At 69.9% G+C, this 13,170-nt stretch carries 13 protein-coding genes; 5 read left to right on the top strand and 8 right to left on the bottom strand.

The features are described from left to right. Positions 1-75: 75 nt before the first annotated feature. The 3 genes from ASD35_RS19580 to ASD35_RS19570 form a co-directional block, all read right to left on the bottom strand. A complete protein-coding gene (locus ASD35_RS19580) occupies positions 76-1,056 on the bottom strand; it encodes a recombination-associated protein RdgC (RefSeq protein WP_056876633.1) in 981 nt (326 codons plus the stop codon). A 70-nt stretch (positions 1,057-1,126) separates the two neighbouring features. Then, entirely contained in the window at positions 1,127-2,476 is a 1,350-nt protein-coding gene (locus tag ASD35_RS19575; RefSeq protein WP_056876632.1) for a PEP-CTERM sorting domain-containing protein, read from the bottom strand. Between the two features lie 80 nt (positions 2,477-2,556). Next, on the bottom strand, positions 2,557-3,210 hold the full coding sequence (locus ASD35_RS19570) for a DsbA family oxidoreductase (protein WP_056876631.1): 654 nt from the start codon (positions 3,208-3,210) through the stop codon (positions 2,557-2,559). A 131-nt stretch (positions 3,211-3,341) separates the two neighbouring features. Here ASD35_RS19570 and ASD35_RS19565 point away from each other — a divergent pair, with 131 nt between their 5' ends. The 5 genes from ASD35_RS19565 to ASD35_RS19545 are packed head-to-tail and all read left to right on the top strand — an operon-like array spanning position 3,342 to position 8,219. Then, positions 3,342-4,646 carry a hypothetical protein gene (locus tag ASD35_RS19565; RefSeq protein WP_157275666.1) on the top strand — a complete coding sequence of 435 codons (1,305 nt, stop codon included), beginning with the start codon at positions 3,342-3,344 and terminating at the stop codon, positions 4,644-4,646. Positions 4,647-4,650: 4 nt separating this feature from the next. Beyond that, positions 4,651-5,085 carry a hypothetical protein gene (locus ASD35_RS19560; RefSeq protein ID WP_056876629.1) on the top strand — a complete coding sequence of 145 codons (435 nt, stop codon included), beginning with the start codon at positions 4,651-4,653 and terminating at the stop codon, positions 5,083-5,085. Continuing rightward, entirely contained in the window at positions 5,082-6,737 is a 1,656-nt protein-coding gene (locus ASD35_RS19555) for a sensor domain-containing diguanylate cyclase (protein ID WP_056876628.1), read from the top strand. Before ASD35_RS19560 ends, ASD35_RS19555 begins: the two co-directional genes overlap by 4 nt. Next, a complete protein-coding gene (gene yghU, locus ASD35_RS19550; RefSeq protein ID WP_056876627.1) occupies positions 6,718-7,593 on the top strand; it encodes a glutathione-dependent disulfide-bond oxidoreductase in 876 nt (291 codons plus the stop codon). Before ASD35_RS19555 ends, yghU begins: the two co-directional genes overlap by 20 nt. Then, a complete protein-coding gene (locus ASD35_RS19545) occupies positions 7,590-8,219 on the top strand; it encodes a glutathione S-transferase family protein (protein ID WP_056876626.1) in 630 nt (209 codons plus the stop codon). The genes yghU and ASD35_RS19545 overlap by 4 nt, the downstream gene beginning before the upstream one ends. Here the strand turns inward: ASD35_RS19545 and ASD35_RS19540 are convergent. The 5 genes from ASD35_RS19540 to ASD35_RS19520 all read right to left on the bottom strand — a co-directional run bounded on the left by ASD35_RS19540 (position 8,216) and on the right by ASD35_RS19520 (position 13,141). Next, a complete protein-coding gene (locus ASD35_RS19540; protein WP_056876625.1) occupies positions 8,216-9,121 on the bottom strand; it encodes an ABC transporter substrate-binding protein in 906 nt (301 codons plus the stop codon). The genes ASD35_RS19545 and ASD35_RS19540 overlap by 4 nt on opposite strands. Before the next feature lie 4 nt (positions 9,122-9,125). Then, positions 9,126-10,106 (bottom strand): succinylglutamate desuccinylase/aspartoacylase family protein, encoded by a 981-nt coding sequence (locus ASD35_RS19535; RefSeq protein ID WP_056876624.1) that lies wholly within the window; start codon positions 10,104-10,106, stop codon positions 9,126-9,128. Between the two features lie 5 nt (positions 10,107-10,111). Continuing rightward, complete coding sequence (locus tag ASD35_RS19530) at positions 10,112-10,966, bottom strand: PIG-L deacetylase family protein (RefSeq protein WP_162254497.1); 855 nt, start codon at positions 10,964-10,966, stop codon at positions 10,112-10,114. 10 nt (positions 10,967-10,976) lie between these two features. Beyond that, positions 10,977-11,864 carry a DMT family transporter gene (locus tag ASD35_RS19525; RefSeq protein ID WP_056876622.1) on the bottom strand — a complete coding sequence of 296 codons (888 nt, stop codon included), beginning with the start codon at positions 11,862-11,864 and terminating at the stop codon, positions 10,977-10,979. Between the two features lie 80 nt (positions 11,865-11,944). Beyond that, on the bottom strand, positions 11,945-13,141 hold the full coding sequence (locus ASD35_RS19520) for an esterase-like activity of phytase family protein (protein ID WP_056876621.1): 1,197 nt from the start codon (positions 13,139-13,141) through the stop codon (positions 11,945-11,947). Between the last annotated feature and the right edge of the window lie 29 nt (positions 13,142-13,170).

The raw sequence follows: 13,170 nt of genomic DNA, 5'->3' as shown, positions 1-13,170 counted from the left end.
CGACGCTGAGCAAGCCCTCGCGCACAGCGCATCCCTGCGCTGGACGTGGCGGCGTTGCAGGCGCCGCCTGGCGTCTCACCAGGGTGGTGACTCGCTGAGGGCTTCTTCCGGCACGTTGGCGGGCAGGGCGACCGGTGCGGGTGCAGCGCCGCCGGCAGCGGCGAAGTCGTGCTCGCCGCCGAGCCCCTCGATCAGCGCCGGGATCAGCCCGCCCAGCTCGCCGGTGGCCAGGGCCATGTCGGCGTCGAAGGCCTCGTCGCCGCTCGCCTCGGACCGGCCCTCGAAGGCGAGGTCCAGGAAGCTGATCTTCTTGATCGCGAACCCTTCGGTCAGCGTGAAGGCGACGCGATCCTTCCAGCTCAGCGCCAGGCGAGTCGGCATCTTGCCGCTGGTCAGGTGGGCGCGCACCTCGTCGATGTCCAGCGGGTGGCGGGCGTAACGCACGACGGGTTTTTCGTCGTCGCTGCCCTTGAGCTCGCACTCGCGCTCGATCTGGAAGCCCTCGGGCGTCACGCCGTCCAGCAGCCAGGCGGCCATGCAGGCAGCGGGGCTTTCAGCCGTCTGCACCAACTGCAGCGATAAACCCGGGCTGGCCTGGATGAGCAGCGTGACGACCTCGTCCGCGCGGCTGCTGGAGCCGGCGTCGACGAACAGCAGGCCTTGCGCGGGCGCGATCCACACCTGCGTCGCCGAGGTCTTGGTGAAGGCGCGCGGCAGCAGCTCGTGCTGGGCCTGCTCCTTCAGTTCCTTCTTGGCCTTCTTGCCAGGCTTGCGCCCGGTGGTCGCCTCGATGTGCTCGGCCAGTTCGTCCACGCGCTCCTGCACGACGGAGGAGGGCAGCAGGCGCTGCTCGCGCTTGAGCTTGACCAGCCAGTGGCCGTCGACCACTTCGACGAGCGGCGCGTGCTCGATGCCGCGCGGCGGCGTCCAGCCGACGGCCAGCGGCTGCGTCGGCGCGCAGGGCAGGAAGGTTTCCTTGGCGAGCTGTTCGGCCAGCAGTTTGGCGTCGGCCGTCCAGCCTTCGCCGATGCGGTAGGTGATGAGATTCTTGAACACGGGAAAACAAGCTCCAGAGAAACGCGAAGCCCGCCAGCGGCGGGCTTTCAGGGTGCTGGGGCGGATTGTCTCAGGCTTGCCGGCGGCGCCATGTCAGCAACGCGGCAGCACCCGCCAGCCACAGCGCCCAGGTGGCCGGCTCGGGGATGGCTTCCACCGTGATCGCCTGCATGGTGCCGGTGAAGTTGCCCTCGGCCACGAAGCTCAGGCCGGTGACGAAGCCGGTCACGTCGAAGGCATTGACGTTGGCCGAGGCCTCGATGCCGCGGATCTGGAAGCGGTCCACCCCCGCCGCGAAGCCATGGGCCGTGAAATCGAAGCTGGTGCCCGCAGCGATGGCATCGGCGCTCTTCTGCCAGGCGCCGCCATCCCAGGTCCAGACCTCGTACAGCCCGTCGCCGACATTGCTGGCCACCTGCACGGCCTTGAAGTTGGGGTCGGTCCCGCCGATGGCGTAGCTGAAGCCGGTGGCAACGACCGGGTCGATGAAGGTGATGTGCTCGGGGCCCACATCGGCCACGTTGAAGCTGTAGACGGGGCCGGCGAGCAGGCCGCTGGTGGTGGGGACGGGCTTCATCGTGGGCAGAGCGATGTTGCCGACGCCGGCCGGCAGCGTGGCCGGATTGATGGGAGTGAAATCGAAGTACGAGCTGGACCGCGAATCCACCGTGCCGGCGAAGGTGCCGCCGCTGCGCGTGTGCGCGAGATCGATGCTGATGGCGTAGCTCGTGCCGTACTGCAGCACGCCCTCGGGCAGCATGAAGCCGGGGCTGCTCAACACGGGGCTTTGCCAGATGAGGTTGGCCTGCTGGAAGCTGTAGTCGGCGCCGGCGCGCGATTCGACAGTGATGGGGTGGCTGGTGTCCTGCACGCGGACGCGCATCTGGTTGATGCCGTCTGGCGTGCTGGTCGGCAGTGTCCAGCTGATGGTGGGCGTGAGGCCCGCACCGCTGACCGTCATGGACGCCACGAAGGGCATGGCGCCCACGTTGCCCAGCGTGGGCGTGGTGAGGTTGATGGCACCGCTGAAATTGGCGTTCGTCGACAGCAGCAGCCGCCAGTTGCCGGTCAGTGCGGGGTCATAGGGCCTCGACGCATAGTACTGATGCGGCAGCAGCGTCCAGTCACGCTCGAACAGGCGCTGCTTGAGCCAGTCGGGGTCGCTCGCGAAGGAGTCGCAAACCTTGCCTGATGGGCAGATGCCCGACGTGCCGTAGACATAGGCCGACGGCGTGTCGGCCGGTGGCTTCACGTTCTGTATGCCCCAGACGATCAGGTCGCCAGTGGCATGGTTGCCGCTGTTGGCGCTGTTGTTCTGTCGCAGGTAGAACGGCGCTTCGGCGGTGGGTGTGGCGGCCAGCACTTGGGACGCAGCGACCAAGGCGACCAGGAGGGGCAGGGCGAGGCGGCGGTTCATCATCGCGGGGCTCCCGAAAGGTGGAAGCCAGGCTAGCGGCCGATGGGGGCCAGGCGCATCCCCATTGCTGTGGAGGCCGGGGCTCAGGCCGGCTCGGCCATCACTTGCCGCAATATCTGCTCGAACACCTCGACCGACTGCCCGCCCTGGATCAGGTGGCGCTGGTTGACGATGATCGCCGGCACGGCGTGTATGCCCTGTGCCTGTACCTCGCGCTCGGCCGCCGCCACCTCGGCCGCGTAGCGGTCGCCCGCCAGCAGCTCGCGCGCCTCGGTCTCCGGCAGGCCGGCGGCGGTGGCGACGTCCAGCAGCACGGCGGGGTCGGACACATCGCGGCCCTCGGTGAAGTAGGCCTTCAGCAGCGACACCTTGAGCGTGCGCTGCACGGCGGCGCCGAAGGCTTCATCGGCCCAGTGCAGCAGGCGGTGGGCGTCGCGGGTGTTGTAGATGCGGCTGCGCGCCGCCATGCTGAAGGTGAAGCCCAGCGCCGCGCCGCGCTCGCGGATGGCCTGGCGGGTGCCGGCGAGCTGGGCCGGGCTGGCGCCGTACTTCTCGGCCAGGTGCTCCTCGATGTCCTGGCCCTGCGGCCCCATGCCGGGGTTCAGCTCGAAGGGATGAAAGTGCAGGTCCAGCGTCAGTCCGGGGATGCGGGCGGCGGCGGCCTCGAGGGAGTACAGGCCAATGGCGCACCACGGGCAGACGACGTCGGAGATGAAATCGATACGCATGCGCGGCATTTTCACGGCCGCCGAGAAGCCCCGTCCCAGCAGGGTGGCGGGAAGCGTGATGGGGTTGCGGCTTGCGGCTGGCGAAGGCCGTGACGCAGCGGGGCATCGCACCAATAATGGGCCAAGCAGTCGCCGATGCCATGTTGTCCCTGACCACACCCCGACCCGCCCGCCGCAAACGCGAACTGCTTGCGGGCCTGACCGCCGCGGTCCTGGCAGCGGGCAGCTGGGCTGGCGAGGCCGACACCGCTGCCGGCGGCACCGGCTTGCGCATGAGCGGGTTCGGCAGCCTGGGGCTGAGCCGCGTCGACGCGCCGGCTGGCTGGGGCTACCGCCGTGAATTGACCCAAGGCGGCAGCGACGCGAGTTGGCGGCCCGACGTCGACACCCGGTTGGGCGTGCAGGTGAACTACAGCCTGGGCAGCCGGTTCGAGCTGGTCGCGCAGGTCATTGCGAAGAAGCGCGGCACGTATGCGAGCGACGGCGACGCGCTGGAGTGGGCCTATGCGGCCTACCGTCCAAATGCCGACTGGACGCTGCGCGCGGGCCGCGTCAACCTCGACGCCTTCCTGATGGCCGACTACCGCAACGTCGGCTATGGCTTCATGGCGGCGCGGCCGCCGGTCGAGCTGTACGCCATGCTGCCGACGTCGCTGGACGGCGCCGACCTCGCGCGCGGCTGGTCCCATGGCGATGCGCACTGGCGCGCCAAGCTGATGGTCGGCACCGCCCAGATCGGCGACTTCCATACCGCCGAGCCCGGCCGCGTGCGTGATGTCGTCGGCCTCATGCTGTCGCGCGAAGAGGACGGGCTGCTGCTGCGCGGCAGCGCGTCGCGCACCCGCATCGAGCTGGCCATGGGCGGTTTGCAGCCCGCCGTCGACGCGCTGGGCCAGCTCAGCGCCTTGCCCATCCCGGTGGTGGCCGACCAGGCCAGGCAGCTGCGCGCCCGCCTCGGTGTGGCTGACATCTGGGCCACGTTCCTGGAGCTGGGGCTGCGCCATGAAATGGGGAACTGGCAGTGGAGCGCTGAGCTCGTGCGCATGTCGGCCGCGCCGTTGATCAAGCAGTCGTCGGCCTATGCGACCGTCGGCTACCGACTGGGCGACTGGACGCCCTACATCGCCCACGGCCGCACGCGCGACGCCATGCCGGTGACGCCGGTGCCGGCCTGGGCTGCCGCTCTGACGCCGGTGCTCGGCCCCGCCGCCGCGGCCCAGTCGCAGATGCTGGGGGTGGTGATCACGGACGCGGTCAACCGCTCGCGCGTGCACCAGTCCGGCTGGTCGCTGGGGGCCCGCTGGGATTTGCATCCGCAGGCGGCACTCAAGCTGCAATGGGACCGCATCCGCGTCGATGCCGGCGGCCCCGGCTTGTGGACCGGCGCCGACGGCTCGGCCGCCAAAGCGAACGTCGCGACGGCGGTCGTGGACTTCATCTTCTGACGCCATGGGCCTGGGCAAAATCTTCCTGCTCGCCCTGCTGGCCTGCGCCTTGCCGGCGCGGGCGGACTTCTACGTCGTCGTCCACGCCAGCAACGCGCAACGCGCGCTCACGCAGAAGGAAGCCGTCGATCTCTTCATGGGCCGCACCAGGGCGTTCACGAACGGCGAGTTCGCGCTGGTGTTCGACCTGCCACGTGACAACCCGCGCCGCGCGGCCTTCTACCAGGCGCTGACGGGCATGAGCGTGGCCCAGGTCAACAGCTACTGGGCGCGGCTGATGTTCTCCGGCCAGAGCGCGCCGCCGCAGGCGCTGCCGGACGAGACCGCCATGGCGGGCATCCTGCGGCGCAACCCGAGCGCGCTGGGCTGGCTCAGCAGGGAGCCGACCGACGCGGGCCTGCGCACGGTGCTGGTCCTCAAAGAGCCTCCCGCCCCATGAGCCAGGCCCCCCGCGTGCGCGGTGCGGACAGCCTGCAGCTGCGTTTCATGCTGCTCGTGTTCGTCTGTGCCACGCTGCTGGCGGTCGTCGCGGCCACCGTCGCCTACCAGCTCGGCCAGGCGCGCGCCCTGGCCAGCGGCCGCAGCAGCGTCGAGGCACTGGCGGCGGCCGTCGACAAGACGCTGGCCATCGGCGCCTATGCGAACGACGCGGTGCTGCTGCAGGAGGTGGCGGGCGGCTTGGCGCGCAACGAGCTCGTCGACGAGGTGGAGGTGGTGGCCGCTGATGGCCGCGACCTGGCCCGGGTGCGTCGCGCGGGCGCCTTGGAGCGCAGCGACGCGACGCTGGTGACGCGCCCGCTGGTGTCGCCGTTCGATGCCAGCGAGCGGCTGGGGCAGTTGCGCATCCACCTGAACGACGCCAAGGTGCAGGCCGACGCCGACCGCGAGGCGTACACGCTGGCGGCCGTGATGGCCGGCCAGGCGGCGTTGCTGGCCGTGGTGCTGTATCTGCTGGCCGCGCGCATGGTGTCACGGCCCATCGTGCGGCTGGCCAGCGCGCTGCGGCGCATGACGCCCGGCTCCGGCGAACGGCTGGAGGTGCCCGAGGGGCATGCGGACGACGAGATCGGCGTGCTGATCGCCGGCGCCAACACCTTGCTGGAGGCCAACGAGCGCCAGCTTCAGACCGAGCGCCGCCTGCGCGCCGAGGTCGAGGCGATGGAGGCGCAGTACCGCCAGATCTTCGACTCCAGCAGCGCCGGCATCTTCGTGCTCGACGAGGGCGGCCGCCTCATCAACGGCAACCCGACGGTGTCGCGTGTGGTGGGCCTGTCGATGGACGAGCTGCGCACCCTCAGCGTGGACGACTTCATCGCCCGCGTCTTCAACCGGCCGGAGCAGGTGCGGCAGATGATCGACGAGGCTACGGCCCGTGGCGAGACGGTGTCGGCCGACCTGGAGCTGGTGCAGCTGGGCGAAGTCAGGCGCTGGGTGCATTGCCTCATCTCCGTGCAGCAGGTGGACGGCCAGACGGTCGAGGGCGTCATCTACGACATCACCGAGCGCAAGAGCAACGAGAACGCCGTGCGCCACCGTGCCGAGCATGACGCGCTGACGCAGCTGAAGAACCGCGCGGCGGGCCAGGCGACGCTGGAGCGCTTCGTCACCGAGACGCAGGCGCGCAACGCGGCGCTGTCGGTGGCGTGCGTAGACCTGGACGGCTTCAAGCAGATCAACGATGCCCACGGCCACGCCTGCGGGGACGAGGTGCTGGTGGCCAGCGCGGAGCGCATGCGCAGGGCGGTGCGGCGCTCGTCGGACCTCATCGCGCGCCTGGGTGGCGATGAGTTCCTCGTCGCGCTGCGCGACGTGGGGCCGGGCGACAACGTGCTGGGCCAGGTGATGCGCGACCTCGTCGACAGCCTGTCCCAGCCGATCACGCTGTCCAGCGGCCGGGTCGTCAGCGTCGGCGTGAGCATCGGCGTGGCCTGCCTGCCGCTGCATGGCAGCGAGCCGCTGCGCCTGGTGCGCATCGCCGACGAGGCGCTTTATCACGTCAAGCGAAACGGGAAATCGGCTTTTGCGCTAGCGTTGCCAGGGTTGGACCCTCCGCAACTCACGCTTGGCCTGCATGACCGACCCGACGCCTGACTACACCCCGCCCCAGGTCTGGACCTGGAATCGCAACAACGGCGGCCAGTTCGCCAGCATCAACCGACCCGTGGCGGGTGCCACGCACGACAAGCCGCTGCCCGTCGGCCGCCATCCGCTGCAGCTGTATTCGCTGGGCACGCCCAACGGCATCAAGGTGACCGTGATGCTGGAGGAGCTGCTGGCCCTCGGCCACGTAGGCGCCGAGTACGACGCCTGGCTGATCCGCATCAACGAGGGCGAGCAGTTCGGCAGCGGCTTCGTCGCGGCCAACCCGAACTCCAAGATCCCGGCGCTCGTCGACCGCAGTGGCCCGGAGCCGGTGCGGGTGTTCGAGTCGGGCGCCATCCTCGTCTACCTCGCCGAGAAGTTCGGTGGTGCCTTCCTGCCGACGGGCGGGGCGGAGCGTGCCGAGTGCTTGAGCTGGCTGTTCTGGCAGATGGGCAGCGCGCCCTTCCTGGGCGGCGGCTTCGGGCACTTCTATGCCTATGCGCCGACCAAGCAGGAATACCCCATCGACCGCTACGCGATGGAGGTCAAGCGCCAGCTCGACGTGCTGGACCGGCTGCTGGCGGAGCGGCCCTACCTGGCCGGCGGGCATTACACGATCGCCGACATGGCCGCCTGGCCCTGGTATGGCGCACTGGCCAAGGGCCAGCTCTATGGCGCTGGCGAGTTCCTGTCGGTCCACGAGTACCGTCACGTGATCCGCTGGGCCGACGAGATCGCCCAGCGCCCGGCCGCACAGCGCGGCCGCAAGGTCAACCGCACCTGGGGCGAGCCGAGCAGCCAGCTGCACGAGCGCCATGACGCCAGCGACTTCGACACGAAGACGCAGGACAAGGTCGCCTCGTGATCACCCTCTACGACTGCGCCACCGCCCCCAGCCCGCGCCGCGCGCGCATCTTCCTGGCCGAGAAGGGCGTGCCGCATGAAACGGTGCAGGTGGACCTGCGCAGCGGCGAGCAGCTGGGCGAGGCGTTCCGGCGCATCAACCCGCACTGCACGGTGCCGGCGCTGGTGACGGACGAAGGGCCGGTATTGACCGACAACGCCGCCATCGCCGCCTACATCGAGGCGCGCTTCCCGCAGCCGCCGCTGCTGGGTCGCACCCCGCTGGACAAGGCCGATGTCGCCAGCTGGCAGTCGCGCATCGAGTTCGACGGCCTGCTGGCGATTGCCGAGGCCTTTCGCAACAGCAGCCCGGCGATGGCGAATCGGGCGCTGACCGGGCCGGTCGACTATGCGCAGATCCCCGAACTCGCCCAGCGCGGCCTGGCCCGCGTGAAGTTGTTTTTCGCGACGCTGGATGCGCACCTGGCGGGGCGGGACTTCATCGCGGCCGGGCAGTTCAGCATCGCCGACATCACGGCCGTCGTGGCGGTGGATTTCGCGCGCGTCGTGAAGGTCAAGCCGGGTGACGAGCACCCGCACCTCGTGCGTTGGCGCGAGGCCATGCAGGCACGCGGCACGATGGGCTAACGGGCGGTGTGAGCGGCCTTTTCCAGCGCGACGATGGCGTCCAGCAGGTAGGGCTTGTCGCGCTCGAAGAAGCTCTTGTCGATGTTGGTGTTGGGCACGTGGAAGACCTTCAGCCGCTTGTTCTTCAACAGCTTCAGGCTGTCGCCGAAGACGCGGTTGAAGAGCCGGTCCAGCTGGCCGTTGGCATGGGCCTTCTTCAGACCGTAGGTCAGTCGCTCGGCCAGTCGTGGCTGGTCCTTGGCGACGAAGAAGTACATAGGCATGTAGGTGTAGACCGCGAAGTTGTCGACAACGCGCAGGTCGGGATAGGCGTGCTGCTGCGCGCGCAGCTCCGGCTCGACCTCGTAGACGCCGCGCATCAACAGCTGGAAGCGCCCGGAGTGCAGCATCGGGATCAGCGTGGCGTGCGCGCCGCCGTAGACCACCTTGAAGCCGTTGTCCTCCAGGATCCTGGCGGTGGACCAGCCGGGACCCTGGCCGATGCTGAGCGCCTTCAGATCGTTGACGGTCCTGACCGATTCGAGCAACGGCAGGTCGCCCTGGCGGCCGAGGAAGAACCGGAAGCTGGCCAGCCCGCGCATGATGGGCACGCGCACCGGCAGGGCGCCGTCCAGCCATTCCTGGGTCGGCATGGCGACGGCGACGGACAGGCCGCCGCCTTTCTCCAGCTGCAGCAGCTGGCGGCGGATGACGGTCTCCTCGCGCTGCTGGACGACGCGGTAGGGGCCGTACCGGTCGCGCGACAGCTCCAGCGCGATGGTCAGCAGCTGGTCGGCGTAGACGCGGTGCGGCGCCTCGCGCTCCATGTAGGGAATCGTGACGACCTGCGTTGCAGGCGCCGTCTCTTCGGCGACGGCCGGCAGCATGGCCGCCAGCATCAGCAGCGCCGGGAACAGTCTCATCGGCTCAAAGTTGGCGGTCGCTGGGCCGTGCCAGGTAGAACCATTCGGTGCCGGGCAGGGACTTCACGTTCGGGAACACGATGCGACCCTCGCTGGGCGCCAGCACGGGCTCGCCGCTGGCGCGGGTGCCGATGCGCTGGCCCTTCTCGATGGCGTCGAAGCTGGCCCATTCGCGCTCGAAGCTGTCGCCCATGTCCTCGCGGTCGATGACGTCGTAGAGCTGCAGCAGCTCGGGCGGCTGCGCCGGGCGGTGCGGTTCGACGGCGATTTCATCGAGCATGCCCAGGAACACCAACGCACGCAGGATGGCCAGCCGTGCGACCTCGGGGCCGTTGGGATCCAGGTGCTGGCCGCATTCCAGCGTGATGGCCCAGCCACCGGTGGAGCGCATGTACTCGGTGGTGCCGACGCCGTAATGCGGGTCGGAGATCAGCGCGGCGCGGCGCGAGCCGTCGTGCACGCGCTGCTGGCGGCGCTGCAGGCCTAAGGCGTAGGTGGACAGCCAGCCCTCGACGATGCGGCCTACCCCCAGGCGTGCGGCCAGCGCCGATTCGGTCGCCTCCTGCGAGAAGGGCTCCAGCTCGCCGCTGTTGTCGCGTGGGCCGATCATCGCGAAGGCGGGGCCCTGGCCCTGGAAGCTGTGCAGGTCGAGGATGCCGTCGTGCTGGGCGATCAGCGGGCACAGCACGCGGGCGATGCGGTCCTCGAAGTCGTGCGCGATGACGGGCGGGCGCAGGTTGCGGTTGAGGTTGCGGTCGCCTTCGCGGCGGTTCAGCTGGTGGGCCAGCGGGTTGACGATGGGCACCAGCGTCAACGTGCCGCGCCGCAGCGCCAGCTCGCCGGCGTCGAGCTGGCGAATGATCTCGGCCATGGCTTTCGTGCCGTGGATCTCGTTGCCATGCACCGCACCGGTGACGAGCACCCTGGGGCCGGGCTGCAGGCCGGCGAACTGGTGGACACGGAGGTGGGTGGGCTGGCTGGACATGTGGATCAGGGCGTGAACAGGACGGAAGACGACAGCGGCTGGTCGGCAGGGAAGACGCGTCGCGGCAGCTCGGCGATGGGTTGGCCGGCGCGGTAGGTGACGAAGCGGTAGAGCGTGGCGAAGGCGAAGTCGGGCGGCGTCGCGCCGGCGCCCAGCACCAGCTCGCCGCCGCGGCGCACGGCGTCGGCCAGGAAGGCGGGCAGGCGCAGGTGGTAAGGGTTGCGCGCGATCTCGCCAGCGTGGCGCTCCAGCGCGGCGATCAGCCGGGCCGTGTCGGCGATGCTGGTCTGCACCAGCGCGTTCGGTGCCGGCTGCGTGGCCCAGAACTCGGTGTGGGCCAGCACCGTGTCCAGCCGCGCTGCGGCGATCGCTTCGACGACAAGGCGGTGCACGCCGCGGTGGCTGGGGTTGTCGTCCAGCGCATGCGGTGCCAGCACGAGTCCTGGGCGGTGCTTGGCCAGCAGCGCGGCGATGGCTTCGACATGGACCTGCCACAGCCGCGGCAGGCGCTCGGCGGTGTCGGCGCGCACGTCGGACAGGCCGTCCTCGCCGACGCGGATGCAATCGAAGCCCAGCACCGTGCAGGCGTCCTGCAGTTCGGCCCAGCGCGACGCGCGGCGGACCGGGTTACTGCCCAGCGTCACGGCAACGTTGCTGACGCGCCAGCCGGCCTCCTGGCGCAGCCGCAGCGGCAGCGCGCCGACGATGCATTCATCGTCGGGGTGGGGCGCGAAGATCAGGCAGTGGCCCTGTTGCGCCTCCGGCGCGGGCGCCGTGTGGCGGTCGGGCGGGCCGCCCAGCAGGGCGGCGAAACGGCTGAGGTGCTCGCGCCAGCGCGTGAGATCGGCTTCCAGGGACATGGGCGTCATCCTACCGAGAGGCCGACGGAGACGGCCATGTCGCCAGCAGCACACCCGATAAGGCCAGGCCATAGGCCAGGGCCTGCATGGCCGACAGCCGCTCGCCCAGCAGCAGCCCGACCAGCGCCGTGCTGACGGGCAGGAAGACCATGAAGACGCCCGCCTTCGCCGCTGGCAGGCGCTCAAGCCCGGCCATCCACAGCCAGACGGTGATGATGCTGGCCACGGCCGAGTAGTAGCCCAGCAGCGCCCAGTCCAGCACGCCGGGGGCGCCGAAGTCGAAGCTGGCGGCCTGCCAGATCGCCAGCGGCGACACGAGCACCAGGCCCCACAGGTTGATCAGCGCGCTGATGCGCTGGGGCCCGAGGCCGGCCGTCAGCTTCTTGCCGATGACGACATAGCAGCCCTCGCAGAACACGGCCGCGATCAGCAGCAGGGCGCCCAGCAGCGTGGTTTCGGCGCCGCCTTGCTTGCCGGTGGCCACCAGCGCGATGCCACCGACCGCGCAGCCGATGCCGGCCAGCACGCGGCGGCTCAGCTGCTCCTTCAGGAACAGCCAGCTCAACAGCGCGACCGCGGCCGGAATGCCCGCCAGGATGACGCCCGCGACGACGGCCGAACTCTGCTTGAGCCCAAACAGCATGCAGATCGAGAACAGGAAGTTGCCGAGGAAGGATTCGAGGAACAGCAGCCAGCGCGCGCGCGCATCGAGTGGCGCTTCGTGCGCCGGCTTCTTCAGCCACGGCAGCATCAGCACGGCCGCGAAGCCGAAGCGCAGGCCGGCGAGCAGGAAGACGGGAAAGGCCGCGACCAGCAGCTTGGACAGGCCGACGTAGCTGCCGACCAGGCTGGTGCTGGCCGTCAGCAGCAGGTAGGCGCGCCAGGGAATGGGAGGCATGAGCCGTGGTCTTTCAACCGCAGGCCGAGCACCGGGCCGCTCCCAGCCGGCCGGCGTTCAGCCGGTGCAAGGATGGGCGGCTAGTCAATAGACAACGCGATGAACTGCGTGAACTGCGCCGGATTGAAGTTGTTGTCGGAAACCAGCACCAACGTGCGCTTGCCGTCGACGACCGGGCCGAAGGTGATGCCCTCGACGTTGTCCAGCGCCAGCACGCTGCCGTCGTCGTTGCGCAGCGTGGAAAGGTCGAGCAGCAGCGTGCGCTTGACGGGCACGACGTCGCGGCCCTTGATGGTGGGCCAGCCGGACACGTCGGTCGCACCGCGCGTGTCGATGCGGTAGAGCCGGATGGTGTTGCTGGTGGGCTGCCGCGTGTGGGCCGCGACGCCGGGCGTGTCGGCACCGACGGCGTAGGCGCGCTCGATGACGATGAACTCGGTACCCGACAGGGCCAGCATGTCGGGTACGCCGTTGGTCGAGAAGTCGCCCGGGCGTGCCGGTGCGAAGGGCACGGGGCCGACCTCGTAGATGTACTCGGCGCCGGGTTTGCCCGTGTCGAGGTCGAACGACAGCATGCGGGCGCGGCTGCCGCGGCCGACCGCCGCGGGCGGGCTGTCCTGGGCCAGGCCGTTCTCGGCCATGGTCCACAGCGTCTGGCCGTCCGGTGTGATGGCCACGCTCTCGAAGGCGAGGTTGTTGTAGACGCCCGTGTCGCCAGCCGCGAGGCCACCGGCGCTGCCCGAGGGGTTGAAGTAGGCCGGCACCGCGAACTCGCCGGCCGGCTTGCCGTCGGGCTGCATGCGCCGCATCGTCGGGTTCTGGGTCGATGCGGAGGTGCGCTGGCCCTCGTTGCTCCAGTAGATGAGGTTGCGCTTGGCGTCCAGGCGCAGGCTCTCGGGGTCGACCTGGTTGCGGCCGAAAGGCTGGCCGTCGAGGTCGAGCATGGTCGTCATGTCGACCCAGCCGACCCCGGCGTCGCCCGGGTCGGCACTGCGGCGGAACTTGCTGATGTCCAGCGTCAGCTCGTAGAAACGCGCCGGCCCGCGGTCGCTGCGGTCATCGCAAATGGCCAGATAGTGGCCGTTAGAGGCCACGTAGTCGATGCTGGACAGGCCGCCCAGGAGCAGGCCGCGAAAGCTCGCGCCGGTGGGCACGATCTGCTGGCCGATGTAGGTGAGAGTTTGGGCGAGGCCGGGCAGGGCGGCCAGCGTCAGGCTGGCGGCCAGGGCGTACTTGGCGTACCGGCCAGGCCGGGTGAAGGGAGCGAACAACGTCATCGAGGTCCTTGGCGGCGGCGGGCCGCGGC

The sequence above is a fragment of the Pelomonas sp. Root1444 genome (assembly GCF_001426885.1).
Taxonomy (GTDB): domain Bacteria; phylum Pseudomonadota; class Gammaproteobacteria; order Burkholderiales; family Burkholderiaceae_C; genus Pelomonas.
The sequence above is the reverse complement of the archived record's forward strand: the minus strand, read 5'-3'. Positions and strand labels throughout refer to the sequence as shown.